General features: G+C 69.9%; 21 protein-coding genes. 2 read left to right on the top strand and 19 right to left on the bottom strand.

Going from position 1 to position 16,504, the window contains the following annotated elements:
• Positions 1-147 precede the first annotated feature (147 nt).
• The 5 genes from rpsI to H9641_RS04380 all read right to left on the bottom strand — a co-directional run bounded on the left by rpsI (position 148) and on the right by H9641_RS04380 (position 4,995).
• Positions 148-636, bottom strand: coding sequence for a 30S ribosomal protein S9 (gene rpsI, locus H9641_RS04360; protein WP_056653832.1), 489 nt, complete (start codon positions 634-636; stop codon positions 148-150).
• A gap of 46 nt (positions 637-682) precedes the next feature.
• The gene (gene rplM / locus H9641_RS04365; protein ID WP_030151909.1) at positions 683-1,126 is read right to left on the bottom strand and encodes a 50S ribosomal protein L13; all 444 of its coding nucleotides are present in this window, start codon (positions 1,124-1,126) and stop codon (positions 683-685) included.
• Positions 1,127-1,395: 269 nt separating this feature from the next.
• A complete protein-coding gene (trhO, locus tag H9641_RS04370) occupies positions 1,396-2,355 on the bottom strand; it encodes an oxygen-dependent tRNA uridine(34) hydroxylase TrhO (protein WP_191801388.1) in 960 nt (319 codons plus the stop codon).
• 192 nt (positions 2,356-2,547) lie between these two features.
• Positions 2,548-4,266 (bottom strand): ABC-F family ATP-binding cassette domain-containing protein, encoded by a 1,719-nt coding sequence (locus tag H9641_RS04375; protein ID WP_191801390.1) that lies wholly within the window; start codon positions 4,264-4,266, stop codon positions 2,548-2,550.
• 174 nt (positions 4,267-4,440) lie between these two features.
• On the bottom strand, positions 4,441-4,995 hold the full coding sequence (locus H9641_RS04380; protein ID WP_191801392.1) for a DUF937 domain-containing protein: 555 nt from the start codon (positions 4,993-4,995) through the stop codon (positions 4,441-4,443).
• Between the two features lie 186 nt (positions 4,996-5,181).
• On the opposite strand from H9641_RS04380, the gene H9641_RS04385 reads away from it, so the two are divergent.
• Complete coding sequence (locus H9641_RS04385; protein WP_191801394.1) at positions 5,182-5,580, top strand: DUF5709 domain-containing protein; 399 nt, start codon at positions 5,182-5,184, stop codon at positions 5,578-5,580.
• Between the two features lie 34 nt (positions 5,581-5,614).
• Here H9641_RS04385 and truA read toward each other — a convergent pair whose 3' ends face one another.
• Complete coding sequence (truA, locus tag H9641_RS04390; RefSeq protein ID WP_191801396.1) at positions 5,615-6,535, bottom strand: tRNA pseudouridine(38-40) synthase TruA; 921 nt, start codon at positions 6,533-6,535, stop codon at positions 5,615-5,617.
• 34 nt (positions 6,536-6,569) lie between these two features.
• Between truA and H9641_RS04395 the strand changes: the two genes are divergently transcribed.
• Positions 6,570-7,355: an ROK family protein gene (locus H9641_RS04395; protein WP_191801398.1), complete on the top strand. Its 786-nt coding sequence runs from the start codon at positions 6,570-6,572 to the stop codon at positions 7,353-7,355.
• Positions 7,356-7,440: 85 nt separating this feature from the next.
• Here H9641_RS04395 and H9641_RS04400 read toward each other — a convergent pair whose 3' ends face one another.
• The 13 genes from H9641_RS04400 to rpsE form a co-directional block, all read right to left on the bottom strand.
• Positions 7,441-8,175, bottom strand: coding sequence for an alpha/beta fold hydrolase (locus H9641_RS04400; protein ID WP_191801400.1), 735 nt, complete (start codon positions 8,173-8,175; stop codon positions 7,441-7,443).
• Between the two features lie 263 nt (positions 8,176-8,438).
• Positions 8,439-8,939: a 50S ribosomal protein L17 gene (rplQ, locus tag H9641_RS04405; protein ID WP_191801403.1), complete on the bottom strand. Its 501-nt coding sequence runs from the start codon at positions 8,937-8,939 to the stop codon at positions 8,439-8,441.
• 56 nt (positions 8,940-8,995) lie between these two features.
• Positions 8,996-10,015, bottom strand: a complete 1,020-nt coding sequence (locus tag H9641_RS04410; RefSeq protein WP_056653808.1) for a DNA-directed RNA polymerase subunit alpha — start codon at positions 10,013-10,015, stop codon at positions 8,996-8,998.
• A 154-nt stretch (positions 10,016-10,169) separates the two neighbouring features.
• A complete protein-coding gene (gene rpsK / locus H9641_RS04415) occupies positions 10,170-10,574 on the bottom strand; it encodes a 30S ribosomal protein S11 (RefSeq protein ID WP_056653805.1) in 405 nt (134 codons plus the stop codon).
• A 103-nt stretch (positions 10,575-10,677) separates the two neighbouring features.
• On the bottom strand, positions 10,678-11,052 hold the full coding sequence (gene rpsM, locus H9641_RS04420; RefSeq protein WP_030151919.1) for a 30S ribosomal protein S13: 375 nt from the start codon (positions 11,050-11,052) through the stop codon (positions 10,678-10,680).
• A gap of 214 nt (positions 11,053-11,266) precedes the next feature.
• Positions 11,267-11,380: a 50S ribosomal protein L36 gene (gene rpmJ, locus H9641_RS04425; protein WP_009740505.1), complete on the bottom strand. Its 114-nt coding sequence runs from the start codon at positions 11,378-11,380 to the stop codon at positions 11,267-11,269.
• 85 nt (positions 11,381-11,465) lie between these two features.
• Positions 11,466-11,687, bottom strand: coding sequence for a translation initiation factor IF-1 (infA, locus tag H9641_RS04430; RefSeq protein WP_012867920.1), 222 nt, complete (start codon positions 11,685-11,687; stop codon positions 11,466-11,468).
• A gap of 349 nt (positions 11,688-12,036) precedes the next feature.
• Positions 12,037-12,873 (bottom strand): type I methionyl aminopeptidase, encoded by an 837-nt coding sequence (map, locus tag H9641_RS04435; RefSeq protein ID WP_191801405.1) that lies wholly within the window; start codon positions 12,871-12,873, stop codon positions 12,037-12,039.
• A 22-nt stretch (positions 12,874-12,895) separates the two neighbouring features.
• Positions 12,896-13,453 carry an adenylate kinase gene (locus H9641_RS04440; RefSeq protein ID WP_191801536.1) on the bottom strand — a complete coding sequence of 186 codons (558 nt, stop codon included), beginning with the start codon at positions 13,451-13,453 and terminating at the stop codon, positions 12,896-12,898.
• Between the two features lie 56 nt (positions 13,454-13,509).
• Positions 13,510-14,805, bottom strand: a complete 1,296-nt coding sequence (gene secY / locus H9641_RS04445) for a preprotein translocase subunit SecY (RefSeq protein WP_191801407.1) — start codon at positions 14,803-14,805, stop codon at positions 13,510-13,512.
• Between the two features lie 233 nt (positions 14,806-15,038).
• Positions 15,039-15,611: a 50S ribosomal protein L15 gene (gene rplO / locus H9641_RS04450; RefSeq protein ID WP_082609121.1), complete on the bottom strand. Its 573-nt coding sequence runs from the start codon at positions 15,609-15,611 to the stop codon at positions 15,039-15,041.
• Between the two features lie 2 nt (positions 15,612-15,613).
• A complete protein-coding gene (gene rpmD, locus H9641_RS04455) occupies positions 15,614-15,796 on the bottom strand; it encodes a 50S ribosomal protein L30 (RefSeq protein WP_030151924.1) in 183 nt (60 codons plus the stop codon).
• A complete protein-coding gene (rpsE, locus tag H9641_RS04460) occupies positions 15,796-16,452 on the bottom strand; it encodes a 30S ribosomal protein S5 (protein ID WP_056653795.1) in 657 nt (218 codons plus the stop codon). The genes rpmD and rpsE overlap by 1 nt, the downstream gene beginning before the upstream one ends.
• Positions 16,453-16,504: the final 52 nt, after the last annotated feature.

Genomic DNA, 16,504 nt, shown 5'->3' on the forward strand with positions numbered 1-16,504 from the left:
TCCTCCCTCAACGGGACGGTACAGGCACCGAGGCCCGCTCCGCCCCCGCTGCGAGCAGACCGGTCCGGTCGCTCGTCAGCATCCCTGACAAATGACGACGGCCCCGGTGGACGATGTCCACCGGGGCCGTTGTGCGCAAGCGCTGGATCAGCGCTTGGAGTACTGCGGAGCCTTACGAGCCTTCTTGAGCCCGGCCTTCTTGCGCTCGACGACGCGGGCGTCGCGGGTCAGGAAGCCGGCCTTCTTGAGCGCCGGGCGGTTGTGCTCGGCGTCGATCTCGTTCAGCGCACGGGCGATGCCCAGGCGCAGAGCGCCGGCCTGGCCGGACGAGCCGCCACCGTTGATGCGGGCGATGACGTCGAAGCGACCCTCGACGTCGACCAGCTTCAGCGGGGAGTTGACCAGCTGCTGGTGCACCTTGTTGGGGAAGTACCCCTCGAGGGTGCGGCCGTTGATCTTCCACTGGCCGGTGCCGGGCACCAGGCGCACGCGGGCGATGGCCTCCTTGCGACGGCCCAGGGCCTGCGCGGGGGCGGTGATGCTCTGGCCACGGCCCGTGGGGGCTGCGCTCTCAGAGGTGTAGTTGCTGGGAGTCTCTTCGTCCAGCACGTCGATGTCGACGGTGGTCTCGGCCACTGGTGTGTCCTCGCGTCCTAAGTTCTCGTCTACGAGCAGGCGGAGCCTACTGCGCGACCTGGGTGATCTCGAAAGTCTTCGGCTGCTGCGCGGCGTGCGGGTGCTCAGAGCCTGCGTAGACCTTGAGCTTGCCGAACTGGGCGCGGCCGAGCGAGGTCTTGGGGATCATGCCGCGGACGGCCTTCTCCACAGCACGCTCGGGGTGCTTCTCCAGCAGGTCGCTGTAGGCGACCGCCCGAAGACCACCCGGGTAACCGGAGTGGGTGTAGGCAAGCTTCTGCTCGCGCTTGTTGCCGGTGAGGGCGACCTTGCCGGCGTTGATGACGATGACGAAGTCACCTCCGTCGACGTGAGGCGCGAAGGTGGCCTTGTGCTTGCCACGGAGCAGGGTCGCCACGTGGGTGGCGAGGCGGCCCAGGACGACGTCGGTCGCGTCGATGACGTACCAGTCACGCTGGACGTCGCCGGGCTTCGGGGTGTACGTACGCACGGTCGTAGCCTTCGTTTCGTGTCTTCGATGTCTTCGGCGCAGGAGCCTGCGTCCGACAAGTCGTTCGGCCTTCGGTCGACGGATGTCCCCGTCACGGAGCGAGTGGGCGCACAAGTGACGAGATAACCGAAGGGGAAGCACAACGACTCAACAGACTACCTGGACGGCCCGTGCAGGGTCAAAACAAGATGCGTCACACCGAGGGCGAAAAGTACCTCGGTGTGATCGGCCTCGTCAGACGGCACAGGCTCTGGTGCCAGACAGCCGATTCAGGCGGTTGCCCGGTGGTTGTCGTGGGAGAGACCGGTCCTCGCGTCTTCCCGAGGTCGAGGATACGCGCCCGGGCGCAGTTCGGCACAGGCGTCGCACTGGAGCGTGCGGGCCAGACCCGCGCAGTCGGTGCAGAACAGGCGCAGCGTCTGGCACCCGGGGTCGACGCAGTTCTCGTACTTCGCGGTCGCCGCGCCGCACTCGCAGCACGCGCCGAGCGGGACCGTGTCGTCACCGAACTCGACGTGCATGCGCTCGTCGAACACGTAGAGCGACCCTTCCCACAGCCCCTGGTCGCCGAACGTCTCGCCGTAGCGGACGATCCCGCCGTCGAGCTGGTAGACCTCCTCGAAGCCGCGCGCGAGCATGAGCGAGGACAGGACCTCGCACCGCACGCCGCCCGTGCAGTAGGTCACGACAGGACGGCCCTTGAGGGCGTCGTACGCGCCCGAGTCGAGCTCCGCGACGAAGTCGCGGGTCGTCGCGACGTCGGGCACGACCGCACCGCGGAACCGGCCGATCGCGGCCTCGAACGCGTTGCGACCGTCGAAGAACACGACGTCCTCGCCACGCTCGGCGACCAGCTCGTGGAGCGCCTCGGGGGCGAGCCGCACCCCGCTGTCGACCACGCCGTCCGCGTCGACCGCGATCTCGTCCGCGGCCCCGAAGCTCACGAGCTCGGGCCGGACCTTGACGGACAGGCGCGGGAAGTCGCGTCCCGTGCCGTCCGACCACTTGACGTCGATCCCGGCGAAGCCCGGGTACTGCTTGGTGGTCTTGACGTACTGCTTGAGGTTCTCGACCGTCCCGCCGAGCGTGGCGTTGATGCCGTGCTCGGAGACGATGACGCGTCCCGTCAGGCCCCACTGCTCCCCGAGCGAACGTTGCCACAGCTGCACCGCGCGCGGGTCGGCGAGCGGTGTGAAGGCGTAGAAGAGCACGATCTTGGGGACGGCCATTGCTCCATTTTAGGAGCCCGACGACGCCCCGCAGGCCGTGCTATCGGCCCACCGTGGCGCATGTGGTCTTCCTCACCGCACCCTCTCCGCGCGCAAGGCCGGGTCTGAGCGCGCCAGGGGCCCGGCCTCGCCCGACGGACGTCGGGCCCGCAGTCCGTGGCGCCCCGACGACGGACCGCCACGGTCCGCCGGTCAGCGCTGCCGCTTGACCCGCTCGACGTCCCACACGGGCTCGGGAGTCTCCACGACGCGGCCGTCGGAGCCGAAGACCACGAACCGGTCGAAGCCTCGCGCGAACCACCGGTCGTGCGTGACGGCCATGACCGTGCCCTCGAACGCCAGGAGACCGGTCTCGAGCGCCTCGGCCGAGTGCAGGTCGAGGTTGTCGGTCGGCTCGTCGAGCAGCAGGAGCGTGGCTCCACCGAGCTCGAGGAGCAGGATCTGGAAGCGCGCCTGCTGGCCACCCGAGAGCGTCTCGAAGCGTTGCTCGGCCTGACCGACCAGCTCGTAGCGGTCGAGGGCCTTGCTCGCGGGCTCACGCCCCATGCCGTCGCGCGCACCGTCGCCACGGTGCAGGATCTCCAGGAGCGTGCGGCCCTCGAACTCGGGGTGGGCGTGGTTCTGCGCGAACCATCCCGGGCGCACGCGCGAGCCGAGCGCGGCGCGGCCCGTGTGCGCGACGGGCGGGACCACGGCGGCGTCGCCTGCCGCGCCCGCACCGCCTGCCGTGTTCTCGTAGACCGGCCGGTGCTCGACGTCCGGGTCCGACCCGCCCCGTGCCAGCAGGCGCATGAAGTGGGACTTGCCCGAGCCGTTGGACCCCAGGATCGCGACGCGCTCACCGAAGAAGACCTCGAGGTCGAACGGCTCCATGAGCCCCGTGAGCTCGAGCCGCTCGCACGTCACGGCACGCTTGGCCGTGCGACCGCCCGTGAGCCGGACCTTGACGTTCTGCTCGTGGGCGAGCACCTGGGGCGGGCCCGCCTCCTCGAACTTGCGCAGGCGCGTCTGGGCGGCCTGGTAGCGGCTCGCGAGCCCGTCGTTGAAGGCCGACTTGTTCTTGAGCATGTTGACGAGGTCCTTGAGCTTGGCGTGCTCCTCCTCCCACCGGCGCAGCAGCTCCTCGAGGCGGCTGCGGCGGTCGGCCCGCGCCTCGGCGTACGTGCCGAACCCGCCGCCGTGCACCCAGATCGTGCCGCCCGCGGCAGTGGGCTCGACGGTCGCTACCTGGGTCGCGGTGCGCGCCAGGAGCTCGCGGTCGTGGCTGATGAACAGCACGGTCTTGGGCGAGGCCGCGAGCTTCTCCTCGAGCCAACGCTTGGTCGGCACGTCGAGGTAGTTGTCGGGCTCGTCGAGGAGCAGGACCTCCTCGGGGCCGCGGAACAGGGCCGTGAGGACCAGGCGCTTCTGCTCGCCGCCGGACAGCGTCCGGACCTCGCGGAACTGGGCCTGGTCGAACGGGATGGACAGGACCTCGTCGGTGACCTTGTCCCACTCGGCCTCGGCCTCGTAGCCGCGCGCGTCGGCCCAGTCGGCGAGCGCCTGGGCGTACCGCATCTGGGAGGGGGTGTCGTCGACCGTCATGATGTCGAGCTCTGCCGCGGCGAGCTCGCGCGCGGCGTCCCGGATCGAGGGCTGCGCGAGGTCGACGAGCAGGTCGCGGACCGTGCGGTCGTCGTCGATGCGGCCCACGAACTGGCGCATGACACCGAGCCCGCCGCTGCGTCCCACGGTGCCCCCGTGCGGGGACAGGTCCCCCGCGACGATGCGCAGGAGCGTCGTCTTGCCGGCGCCGTTGGGTCCGACGAGCGCGACCTTGGCCCCGTCCGCGACGCGCAGGGTCGCCCCGGCGAGGAGGGGACGCCCGTCGGGCAGGAAGTAGCTGATGTCGCTGATGTCGATGTGACCCACGGGCACATCCTCCCTGCCCGAGGCCCCGGATGACGATTCCTTTCCGTCCGGGCGACCGCGCACGGGCTGCGGACGGCGGGCAGGACTCCCCTGCGTCGCCCTCGCGGTGCCCGACGGCGGAGCACACCCGGGTGCACCCGTGCGCCCGGGGCGCGCTCCGCCGTCGGGCGGGGGTCAGCGCTTGCCGCCGCCCAGGAGGCCGCCCAGCCCGCCCAGGATGCTCCCGAGGCCGCCTCCCGAACCGCCTTGCCCACCACCCAGGAGCCCGCCCAGCAGGTCGCCGATCCCGCCGCCCCCGGCGGCCTCCTGCGTCCCGGCCGGCTGCTCGCTCTTGCCCCCGAGCTGCTTGGCGAGGAAGGACAGCGCGATGGGTGCGAGCGCCGGGAGGATCGAGGCCAGGACGTTCGACTGCGTGCCGCTCTTGTCCGCGAGCTGCGCGACGACCTGCTCCTCGTTCGAGCCGAAGATGTTGCGGACGATCTTCTCGCCGTCGGCCGTGTCGACGTCGTCGAGGTTCACGCCGCCCTCGACGAGCGAGGGAGAGTGCTGCGCGAGAGCCTTCTGGAGCGACGCGGCCCCGGCGGGGTCCTGCGCGTTGGCCTCGAGACCGCCGATCAGCGCGGGAAGGGCCGTCGTGACCGCCTGCTGGGCGGTCGCCTCGTCCACGCCGAGCCTGCCGGCGAGCTGGTCGAGCGGGATGGCGGACAGGAGATCGTCGATCGATGCCATGGTGGGACTCCTGGTTCAGGCCGCCCCGCAGGTCGAGGACGGCGTCGTCACGGGACGGACGTGCGCCGGGGCACCGGACGGCCACCCGTCGGGAGTCACTGCCGCGCGCACCCCGAGCCTAGTCCGCAGGTGGCCGGATCCGCCCGGTGGGCTGCGCGAACGCGTCACCGGTGCGAGTGTGGAGACATGAGCGACGACACACCGGCCACCCGGACAGACCCGGCCCTCGGCACCGAGGGCGACTCCGACCAGCTCCAGCAGGACGACACCCTGGTCGACCGCGGCGTCGACGACGTGCTCGACGAGGGGTACGCCCCGCCCGAGCGCGCTCCCCTGACCTACGCCCACCCCGAACGGCTCGAGGAGGACGGCGAGTCGCTCGACCAGCGCCTCGCCGACGAGGAGCCCGAGGACTGGGACGCCGCCCCTCTCGACCGCCCCGACTCGACCCGGTCGGGCCGCCTCGTGGCGGACGCCGACGCGCTCGACGGGCGCGTCAACGACACGTACGCGGACGACGCCGGGATCGACGGCGCCGCGGCGAGCGCCGAGGAGGCCGCGGTCCACATCGTCGAGGAGCCGTAGGAGACGGCAGCGGGCGCGGGACGACGGCCCGGCGCTACGAGGTCGGGGAGGCCCCTGCTCCGGCGGTCGGCCCTGCAGCCCCCGCGTCCCACACGTCCTCGTCCATGCGCACCGCGCGCACGCGCTCGGCACGGGCAGCGAGCTCGTCGTCGGGCGGGTACGTGACCTCCTCGAGGACCAGGCCGTGCGGCGGCACGACGCCGGCCCCCGCGTCCCGGCGCCTCGCTGCCAGGACCTCGGCCGGCCACGAGACCGAGCGGCGCCCCTCCCCCACGGCGACCGACGCCCCGACGAGCGCCCGGACCATGTTGTGGCAGAACGCGTCGGCGCGGACGTGCGCGACGACGAGCCCCGCGTCCGGGCCGTCGGCCGCACGCTGCCACGACAGGTGCTGGAGCTCGCGGATCGTGGTCGCACCGGGGCGCGGCTTGCAGAAGGCCGCGAAGTCGCGCACGCCGAGCAAGGGCTGCAGCGCCTCGTGCATCGCGTCCGCGTCGAGCGGCTTGCGGTTCCACAGGACCCACTCGCGGCGCAACGGGTCGCGCAGGGTGGGGTCGTCGACGATCCGGAACGTGTAGCTGCGGTAGAGGGCCGAGAAGCGCGCGTCGAACCCCTCCGGCGCCCGGGAGGCCCGGTGCACCACGACGTCACCCGGCAGCACTCCCCCGAGCCGCGCGACGAGCGCGTCTCCCGGCTCGCGGTCCGACCGGCCGGGCATCGCGTCCCAGACGGACCGTGGGAGGTCGACGTGGGCCACCTGCCCGCGGGCGTGCACGCCGGCGTCGGTGCGTCCCGCGACCGTCAGGCGCGGCGGGACGCCCCGCAGGATCTGCCCCAGACCGTCCTCGAGGGCCCCCTCGACGGTCCGCAGACCGGGCTGTCGGGCCCAGCCCGCGAAGTCGGTGCCCTGGTAGGCGAGGTCCAGGCGGACGCGGACCGGCTGCTCGTTCGTCACGTGCACCTACGCTAGCGCCCGTTAGTGTGCAGACATGCCCGAACGTCCCGCCACGACCGACCCCGCCGACCTGCGCACCCTCGCGGTGGACTGCGGCGGGGGCGGCATCAAGGCCAACGTGCTCGACGCCGCGGGCACCGCGCACGCGACCGCTGTGCGGGTACCCACGCCCTACCCGCTGCCGCCCTCGCTCCTGGTCGACGTCATCGCGCAGATCGCCGATCGTCTGCCCCCCGCCGTGCGTGTCACGGTCGGCATGCCCGGCATGATCCGGCGCGGGGTCGTCGTCCACACCCCGCACTACATCACCCGCTCGGGCCCGCGGAGCCGTGTCGACCCGGCCCTCGCCGAGCAGTGGGCCAGCTTCGACGTCCAGGCCGCCGTGAGCGAGAGGCTGGGGATACCGGCGCTCGTCCTCAACGACGCCGAGGTCCACGGGGCCGGGGTCATCGCGGCGTCGGGCCTCGAGCTCGTCCTGACGCTCGGCACGGGGCTGGGGTCTGCGCTGTTCCACGGAGGGCGTCTCGCGCCCCACCTCGAGTGGTCCCACGCCCCGGTGCGGCGTGGCACCACGTACGACGAGTACATCGGCGAGGTCGAGCGTCGTCGCCTCGGGAACGGGCTGTGGTCACGGCGCGTCGTCGCGCTCGTCGACGGCCTGCGGCCCGTCTTCTGGTGGGACCGCCTCTATCTCGGTGGGGGCAACTCACGCCAGATCACGCCGTCCGCGCTCGAGCGGCTCGGCGACGACGTCGTGATCGTCCCCAACTCCGCCGCGCTCGTGGGCGGGGCCAGGGCGTGGGACCTGCCCCTGGCCTGAGCCAGGTGGCCGTGCGGGCCGGGAACGCGCCTGCAGGGACAGCAGGGCGGGACGGCCTGCGGGCGAGGCAGGGCCGGACGGCGGGTCACGCCCGCCGCTCTTCCGCCACGACCTCTCCGTACGCCTCGAGGACCGCACGGTTGAACGCGACGGGTCGGTCGAGGCTCACGAGGTGCTTGGCCCCGGGAATCACGACGAGCTGGGCGCTGGCCCCGCCGGCCCGGGCCGCTGCGACGAACTCGCGCTCACCGAGGCGGAAGTGGTCCCACCGACCGTTGACGAACCAGACCGGCGAGTCGGTCCCGGCCAGAGCCGTGAGCGGGTCCGAGGTGCCCACCTCGTCCAGGATCGCGGTCATGGCCGTCAGGGCGAACCCGCCCGCACCGATGTCGACGATCCCGGCCGCGGGCAGGGTCCGGTCGACCAGTGCCTGGTTGATCGCCGCACCGTTGTCGGGCAGCTTCTCGATCCGGTCGGCCGCGACGCGCCACGCGCCACGCAGGGGCGAGCCGGGGACGGTGCAGCAGCTCGCGGCGACGAGGCCCGCGACCTGCTCGGGACACCGCGCACGGTGCTCGATCCCGACGTACCCGCCCAGCGAGAGCCCGACGACGAGCGCCCGGCCCCCGAGGTCGTCCACGGCACGGGCGACGGTCGTCACCGCGCCGTCGAGCGTGAACGGCTCGCCGATCCGTCGGCCGTGTCCCGGCAGGTCCACCGCGCGAGCCTCGATGCCGGCACGGTCCATGGCCTCGAGCTGCGCGCGCCACATCGTGCGGGACGTGCGCGAGCCGTGGACGAACAGCACCGGGAGAGCCATGCGGACCAATCTAGGGCGAACCAGCCTACGTCGCGGGCCGAGGCGTGCTCGTCACCGCACGCGAGACGTCGCGCACTCGTGCGGGCCGGAACCTGTGTCCCGCCCCGCGGCAAGCGCCAAGTTTCCCGCCTCCCGGCCTGACGCCACCCCGGGCCCAGCCCTCAGCGCCCGACGTCGCTCCGTCGTCGGGCATGGCGAAGGGCCCGGCACCAGATGGTGCCGGGCCCTTCAGGAGGTACCCGTCCGGCAGAGCCGGAGCGAGATCAGTCCTCCTTGGAAGCCGGAGCGTCCTCGACAACCGGGGCGTCCTCGACGACCGGCGCGTCCTCGACCTTGGCGGCCTTGGGCTTGCTGGTCTTCTTCGTGGCCTTCTCGGCCTCGCGGACGACAGCCTGCTTGGGGCTGACGGGCTCGGTCACGAGCTCGATGACGGCCATGGGGGCGTTGTCGCCCTTGCGGTTGCCGACCTTCGTGATGCGCGTGTAGCCACCGTTGCGCTCCGCCATCTGCGGGGCGATCTCGGTGAAGAGCGTGTGCACGACGGACTTGTCGCGGACGACGGTCATGACGCGACGGCGAGCCGACAGGTCACCGCGCTTCGCGAACGTAATGAGACGCTCGGCCAGCGGACGCAGGCGCTTGGCCTTGGTCTCGGTGGTCGTGATGCGGCCGTGCTCGAAGAGCGCCGTGGACAGGTTCGCGAGGATGAGACGCTCGTGAGCCGGGCCACCGCCGAGCCGCGGACCCTTGGTGGGGGTAGGCATTGATCTTGCTCCTTAGAAGTGGATCGTGCGTGCGGCCGAGCCGCTCGCACGGAAGGTCAGTACTGCTGCTGCTCGTCGGAGAACGTCGCCTCGTCCTCGTCGGCCTCGTAGTAGTCGGCCGTCGAGGGGTCGAAGTCCAGCGGCGAGTCCTTGAGGTTCAGGCCGAGCTCTGCGAGCTTCTCCTTGACCTCGTTGATGGACTTCGCGCCGAAGTTCCGGATGTCCAGCAGGTCTGCTTCGCTGCGAGCGACGAGCTCGCCGACCTGGTGGATGCCCTCGCGCTTGAGGCAGTTGTACGAACGGATCGTGAGGTTGAGCTCCTCGATCGGGAGCGCCAGGTCCGCGGCGAGAGCGGCGTCCGTCGGGGACGGGCCGATCTCGATGCCCTCGGCCTCGACGTTGAGCTCACGGGCGAGGCCGAAGAGCTCGACGAGCGTCTTGCCGGCCGAGGCCAGCGCGTCGCGCGGGGAGATCGCCTGCTTCGTCTCGACGTCGACGATCAGCTTGTCGAAGTCGGTGCGCTGCTCGACACGGGTCGCCTCGACCTTGTACGTGACCTTGAGGACCGGCGAGTAGATCGAGTCGACGGGAACACGGCCGATCTCGGCGTCGAAGGACTTGTTCTGGTTGGCGGAGACGTAGCCACGTCCACGCTCGACCGTCAGCTCGATCTCGAGCTTGCCCTTGTCGTTGAGGGTGGCGATGTGCAGGTCCGGGTTGTGGACCTCCACACCCGCCGGCGGAACGATGTCCGCGGCGGTGACCGCGCCAGCGCCCTGCTTGCGCAGGTACATCACGACCGGCTCGTCGTTCTCCGAGGAGACCACGAGGTTCTTGATGTTGAGGATGATCTCGGTGACGTCTTCCTTGACACCGGACACCGTGGTGAACTCGTGGAGCACACCGTCGATACGGATCGAGGTCACTGCAGCGCCCGGGATGGACGAGAGCAGCGTGCGACGAAGCGAGTTGCCGAGGGTGTAGCCGAAGCCAGGCTCGAGCGGCTCGATGGAGAAGCGCGAACGGTTCTCCGAGAGGACCTCTTCGGTCAGGGTGGGGCGCTGTGCGATCAGCACTGGTGTGTTCCTTTCAGTGTGCGTCCGCCATATGACGCATCACGGGCAACGCTGTGCCGGGGCGGGACTCTGTCCACCCGCCCAGGTGGCTGCGCCCGCCGCCGCACCGGCCCGAAGGGATCGGGTGCGGCGCGACGGCGAGCGAAGCGGAAGATCAGACGCGGCGACGCTTCGGGGGGCGGCAGCCGTTGTGAGCCTGAGGCGTCACGTCCTGGATCGAGCCGACCTCGAGGCCGGTCGCCGTGAGCGAGCGGATCGCGGTCTCGCGACCGGAGCCCGGGCCCTTGACGAAGACGTCGACCTTCTTGACGCCGTGCTCCTGGGCGCGGCGAGCCGCGGACTCAGCAGCGAGCTGCGCGGCGAACGGGGTCGACTTGCGCGAGCCCTTGAAGCCGACGTGGCCGGCGGAGGCCCAGGCGATGACAGCACCCGTCTGGTCCGTGATCGACACGATCGTGTTGTTGAACGTGCTCTTGATGTGAGCCTGGCCGTGAGGGACGTTCTTCTTGTCCTTGCGGCGCGGCTTGCGAGCCGCGGTGGCGCGAGTCTTGGGAGGCATTTCTGAGTTCTCTCCTGGTCTGAGGTGTTCGGACCGGGTCGGCGTGCGCTGCGCGGGTGAACTCGAGGTTCAGGCGAGCGGCACGCGTTCCACGGACTACTGCTTAGCGGGCCTTCTTCTTGCCGGCCACGGTGCGCTTGGGTCCCTTGCGGGTACGCGCGTTGGTCTTGGTGCGCTGCCCGCGGACGGGCAGGCCGCGGCGGTGACGCAGGCCCTCGTAGCAGCCGATCTCGACCTTGCGGCGAATGTCAGCGGCCACCTCACGGCGGAGGTCACCCTCGAGCTTGTAGTTGCCCTCGAGGTAGTCACGCAGCGCGACGAGCTCGGTGTCACCGAGGTCCTTCACGCGAACGTCCGGGGAGATCCCGGTGGCGGCCAGCGTCTGCTGGGCGCGGGTACGGCCGACGCCGTAGATGTAGGTGAGCGCGATCTCGAGCCGCTTCTCGCGGGGGAGGTCGACGCCGACAAGACGTGCCATGTGCCTTTCGGCTCCTCTGTACTTCGTTCGGAGGTCTACCGCACCATCTTCCCGCGGAGCTGCGGGCCCCGGCCTCCGAGCCGGGGGTTCCCCTCAGTGGGCCTGTGCGGCCCGACCGTGAGGTTCGTGGTGATGCGCTGGTTGGCACCCGAGGGTGCCGGCGACCGGTCCGCTCTCGCGGACCTGGATCACCGTGCGCCGGAGCGCCGGGGACTCAGCCCTGGCGCTGCTTGTGGCGCAGGTTCTCGCAGATCACCATGACGCGACCGTGCCGGCGGATCACCTTGCACTTGTCGCAGATCTTCTTGACGCTGGGCTTGACCTTCATCAGTCTGTTCCTCCGCCGCCGCACGCACGCGCGGGCGAACCCAGGCTTGCGGCAGCAGTTGTTTCGAGTGGTGGATTCTTGACGACTACTTGTAGCGGTAGACGATCCGGCCACGGGACAGGTCGTACGGGCTCAGCTCCACCACCACTCGGTCCTCAGGGAGGATCCGGATGTAGTGCTGTCGCATCTTGCCCGAGATGTGAGCCAGAACCTTGTGCCCGTTGGCCAGCTCCACGCGGAACATCGCGTTCGGCAAGGCCTCGACCACGCTGCCCTCGATCTCGATGACACCGTCCTTCTTTGCCATATCCTCCGCTAACTCTCGTCTGAACTGCTTCCCACGCACCCGTGCTCTACGAGGACCGGTGAGTGGACGTCGTGTGTGGTCCGGCCCGTCGTCGGTCAGTTCGACTCGCACGGGAAACGCGGACTACACCCAGCGGACTATCCTACGGCATGGATCACCGCGAGGGAACCGCAGGGTTGTGCACCCCGTCACCGTGCTGCGCGGTGCGCGGTGCGCGGTGCGCGGTGCTTGGTGCTCGGGCGAGCGACGGCTCGCCCGACGGCCGACGGCCCGCCCGGACCATGAAGGGCGGGACGGGCCGGGTCTGACGCCGGCCCACGCCTGGGCGGGGGCTGGCTGAACAGGGCCGTCAGGCGTCGAGCGGGGCGATCGTGACACCGAGCTCGGCGAGCTTGGCCGCACCGCCGTCAGGGGCCGTCAGGACCCAGATCCCGTCCTCGAGGATCGCGACGCTGTGCTCCCAGTGAGCAGCACGGGCGCCGTCGTCGGTCACGACCGTCCAGTCGTCCTCGAGAACCTGCGTGAACCGCTCGCCACGCGTCACCATCGGCTCGATCGCGAGGCACATGCCCGGCTTGAGCCGAGGGCCGCGCTCCCGCGTCCGGTAGTTCAGGACGTCCGGCGGCTGGTGCATCGAGGTACCGATGCCGTGGCCGACGTACTCCTCGATGATCCCGTACGCGACGCCGTCCGCGGCAGCCGAGGCCTCGATCGAGTCCTCGACCGCGTTCCCGACGTCGCCCAGCCGCTCACCCGTGGCCAGCGCGGCGATGCCCGCCCAGAGCGCCCGTTCGGTCGCCTCGACGAGCGCGAGGTCCGCTGCGTCGGCCTCCGGCAGCACGAACGAGAACGCGGAGTCCCCGTGCCAGCCGTCGACGATCGCGCCGCAGTCGACCGAGACCACGTCGCCCGGGAGGAGCTCGCGCGTCCCGGGGATACCGTGCACGACCTCGTCGTTCACCGAGACGCAGAGCGTCGCCGGGTAGCCGTGGTATCCCAGGAACGACGGGGTGGCACCGGCGTCGCCGATGACAGCCGCCGCCAGGGCGTCCAGGTCCGCGGTCGTCATGCCGGGACGCACCGCCGAGCGGACCGTGGCGAGCGCGTCAGCGACCACCAGGCCCGCCCGGCGCATGGTGCGCACCTGGTCGACCGTCTTGTACTCGATCTTCTCGCGACCGAACACGTCTCGCCCCAACCGTCCCGGGTCAGCCGACGAGAGGCGCGAGCGCCTCGACGAGACGCGAGGTCACGTCGTCGATCTCACCGATACCGTCGACCTGGGCGAGCAGACCGCGCTCGGCGTAGGCGGAGGTGAGCGGAGCCGTCTGCTCGGCGTAGATGTCCAGACGGCGGGCGATCGCCTCCTCGGTGTCGTCCTCGCGACCTTCGATCTCGGCGCGCTTGCGCAGACGAGCGAGGAGCTCGTCGCGGTCCGCGGTGAGCTCGAGGACGGCATCCAGCCGGACGCCGAGGTCCGCGAGGATCTCGTCGAGCTCGACGACCTGCGCCGCGTTGCGCGGGTAGCCGTCGAGGATGAAGCCGCGCGCCACGTCGTCCTGAGCGAGACGGTCACGGACCATCTCGTTCGTCACGGAGTCCGGGACGAGCTCACCCTTCGCGGTGTACTCCTGAACGAGCCTGCCCAGCTCGGTGCCGCCCTTGATGTTCGCACGGAAGATGTCGCCCGTGGAGATCGCAGGGATGCCGTAGTGCTCCGCCAGGCGCGCCGCCTGGGTGCCCTTGCCTGCACCCTGGGGACCCATGATGATCAGGCGAGCGGAGCCCTCCGCGGAGGACGCTGCAGTGGGAGTCGATTCGGTCAACGCAAGAACCCTTCGTAGTGACGCTGCTGCAGCTGCGAGTCGATCTGCTTGACCGTCTCGAGGCCGACGCCCACGACGATGAGGATCGAGCTACCGCCGAACGGGATGTTCGTGCTCACCCCCAGCAGGACGAGGACGAGCGTCGGGATGAGCGCAACGAGCGCGAGGTAGATGGCACCCGCAGAGGTGATGCGGGTGATGACGTAGTCCAGGTACTCCGCCGTCGGCCGGCCGGCACGGATGCCGGGGATGAAGCCGCCGTACTTCTTCATGTTGTCGGCGACCTCGTCCGGGTTGAACGTGATGGCCGTGTAGAAGAAGCAGAAGAAGACGATCAGGAGCACGTAGATCGAGATGTGGATCGGCGAGGCCGGGTCCGCGAGGTACTTCGAGACCCACTGGACCCATCCGGCCGTCGCGTCGCCGAACTGGGCGATGAGGCCGGGGACCGCGAGCAGCGACGACGCGAAGATGACGGGGATGACACCCGACATGTTGATCTTGATGGGGATGTAGGTGCTGGAGCCGCCGTACATCTTGCGTCCGACCATGCGCTTCGCGTACTGCACCGGCACTCTGCGCTGGGACTGCTCGACGAAGACGACGAGCCCGATGACCAGGATGATGACCGCGATCATGATGGTGAAGTTCACGGCGCCGTTGGCGCCACCCGCGATGGACCACAGCGCCGTGGGGAAGCTGGCGGCGATCGAGGTGAAGATGAGGAGCGACATGCCGTTGCCGACGCCGCGCTCCGAGATCAGCTCACCGAGCCACATGATCAGACCGGTACCGGCGGTCATGGTGATCACCATGAGGGCCGAGGTCATGAAGCTGTCGTTCGGGATGACCTCGACCGGGCAGTTCGGGAAGAGGAAGCCGCTGCGGGCAGTGGTGATCACCGTCGTGGACTGCAGGATCGCGAGAGCGATGGTCAGGTAGCGCGTGTACTGCGTGAGCTTCGCGGTACCGGACTGGCCTTCCTTGTGCAGCGCCTCGAAGTGAGGGATGACCACGCGGAGCAGCTGCACGATGATGCTCGCGGTGATGTACGGCATGATGCCGAGCGCGAAGATCGAGAGCTGGAGCAGAGCTCCACCGCTGAACAGGTTGACCATTCCGAGGAGGTCGTTCTGCCCCTGGGAATCAATGCACTGCTGGACGTTGGCATAGTCCACGCCGGGGGTAGGGATGAACGAGCCCACACGGAAGATCGCCATGATGGCGATCGTGAACAGCAGCTTGCGCCGCAGGTCAGGTGTCCGGAAAGCCCGGGCGAATGCGCTGAGCACCTATCCTCCTGGCCCGCTCGAGGCGGGATGTCGTGTCGCCGGGGTTCGGCGAGATGTGACGCACCCGGCACGGGACGCCACTGGGCACCTTAGCCGCTGCGCCGCGATGGACGGCAATTTGAGACAACCGGCAGTGATTCTACGTTCCCCCGAGCGAGGCTGGCACCGGCTACCACGCCTCTAGACGCAGACAGGGCCGACAGCGCATAGCGCTATCGGCCCTGTCCTTCGTATCAGTTCTCCGAGATGGAGCCACCGGCCGCAAGGATCTTGTCCTTGGCGGAACCAGAGAGCGCGTCGACCGCGACCTCGAGCTTGACGGTGATCTCACCCGTGCCGAGCACCTTGACGAGCTCGCCCTTGCGGACGGCTCCCTTGGCGACCAGGTCCTCGACGGTGACGGAGCCACCCTCGGGGTACAGCGCGGAGAGCTTGTCCAGGTTCACGACCTGGTACTCCGTGCGGAACGGGTTCTTGAAGCCACGAAGCTTGGGCAGACGCATGTGCAGCGGCATCTGACCACCCTCGAAACGCTCCGGCACCTGGTAACGAGCCTTCTGGCCCTTGGTACCACGGCCGGCCGTCTTACCCTTCGACGCCTCACCACGACCCACACGGGTCTTGGCCTTCTTGGCGCCGGGGGCCGGACGGAGGTGGTGCACCTTCAGGGTGCCACCAGCGCCGACGGTCTGCTGAGCCTCGGCCTTAGGGGCCTCGGCGACAGCAGCCTTCTTGGCAGGAGCCTTCTTCTTGGGAGCGTCGGTCGAAGCCTCGACCGCGGTCTCCTTCTTGGCCTTCTCAGCCATGATCACTCGACCTCCTCAACGGCGACGAGGTGCGCCACCGTTGCGACCATGCCGCGGATCTCCGGGCGGTCCTCCTTCACGGCGGTGTCGCCGATCCGCTTGAGGCCCAGAGTGCGCAGCGTGTCGCGCTGATTCTGCTTGCCGCCGATGGCGGACTTCGTCTGGGTCACCTTGAGTCGAGCCATCACGCACCTACCCCAGCTGCACGTGCACGCAGGAGGGCGGCCGGAGCCACTGCCTCGAGCGGCAGGCCACGGCGCGCTGCAACAGCCTCAGGCTGCTCCAGGTTGCGCAGTGCCTCGACCGTTGCGTGCACGATGTTGATCGCGTTGGACGAACCGAGCGACTTGCTCAGGACGTCGTGGATGCCCGCGCACTCCAGCACGGCGCGCACCGGTCCACCGGCGATAACACCGGTACCCGGAGCGGCCGGACGCAGGAAGACGACACCGGCGGCTGCCTCGCCCTGGATGGGGTGAGGGATGGTGCCCTGGATGCGGGGAACCTTGAAGAAGTTCTTCTTGGCTTCCTCGACACCCTTGGCGATCGCCGCGGGAACTTCCTTCGCCTTGCCGTAGCCGACACCGACGGTACCGTCACCATCGCCCACCACGACGAGCGCGGTGAAGCTGAAGCGACGGCCGCCCTTGACGACCTTGGACACGCGGTTGATGGTGACGACGCGCTCGACGAAGGCGTTCTTCTCGGCGGCGTCACCACGGCGACCGTCACCCCGACGACCGTCGCGACGAGCGTCGCCCCGGCCTCCGGAGTTGCGGTCGGTCGACTCGTTGGCGGCACCCGTAGGGGCGCCGGTGCTGCTGCGCTGCCCTGCAGCCATCAGAGAATCCTTTGCTTCCGTACCGTGTACACGGTGGTGGTTTCGGCCATCA

This window comes from Oerskovia merdavium (genome assembly GCF_014836755.1).
Lineage (GTDB): Bacteria > Actinomycetota > Actinomycetes > Actinomycetales > Cellulomonadaceae > Oerskovia > Oerskovia merdavium.

Excerpts from the sequence above, each read along its gene's own strand:
- H9641_RS04380 (WP_191801392.1), bottom strand. The coding sequence starts at position 4,995 with ATGGCATCGATCGACGATCTCCTGTCCGCCATCCCGCTCGACCAGCTC.
- rpmD (WP_030151924.1), bottom strand. The coding sequence starts at position 15,796 with ATGGCTCGACTCAAGGTGACCCAGACGAAGTCCGCCATCGGCGGCAAG.
- rplQ (WP_191801403.1), bottom strand. The coding sequence starts at position 8,939 with ATGCCTACCCCCACCAAGGGTCCGCGGCTCGGCGGTGGCCCGGCTCAC.
- H9641_RS04385 (WP_191801394.1), top strand. The coding sequence starts at position 5,182 with ATGAGCGACGACACACCGGCCACCCGGACAGACCCGGCCCTCGGCACC.
- infA (WP_012867920.1), bottom strand. The coding sequence starts at position 11,687 with ATGGCAAAGAAGGACGGTGTCATCGAGATCGAGGGCAGCGTGGTCGAG.
- rpsM (WP_030151919.1), bottom strand. The coding sequence starts at position 11,052 with ATGGCACGTCTTGTCGGCGTCGACCTCCCCCGCGAGAAGCGGCTCGAG.
- rpmJ (WP_009740505.1), bottom strand. The coding sequence starts at position 11,380 with ATGAAGGTCAAGCCCAGCGTCAAGAAGATCTGCGACAAGTGCAAGGTG.
- trhO (WP_191801388.1), bottom strand. The coding sequence starts at position 2,355 with ATGGCCGTCCCCAAGATCGTGCTCTTCTACGCCTTCACACCGCTCGCC.
- H9641_RS04395 (WP_191801398.1), top strand. The coding sequence starts at position 6,570 with ATGCCCGAACGTCCCGCCACGACCGACCCCGCCGACCTGCGCACCCTC.
- H9641_RS04400 (WP_191801400.1), bottom strand. The coding sequence starts at position 8,175 with ATGGCTCTCCCGGTGCTGTTCGTCCACGGCTCGCGCACGTCCCGCACG.
- H9641_RS04440 (WP_191801536.1), bottom strand. The coding sequence starts at position 13,453 with ATGGGTCCCCAGGGTGCAGGCAAGGGCACCCAGGCGGCGCGCCTGGCG.
- rplO (WP_082609121.1), bottom strand. The coding sequence starts at position 15,611 with ATGGCTGAGAAGGCCAAGAAGGAGACCGCGGTCGAGGCTTCGACCGAC.
- rpsK (WP_056653805.1), bottom strand. The coding sequence starts at position 10,574 with ATGCCTCCCAAGACTCGCGCCACCGCGGCTCGCAAGCCGCGCCGCAAG.
- rpsE (WP_056653795.1), bottom strand. The coding sequence starts at position 16,452 with ATGGCTGCAGGGCAGCGCAGCAGCACCGGCGCCCCTACGGGTGCCGCC.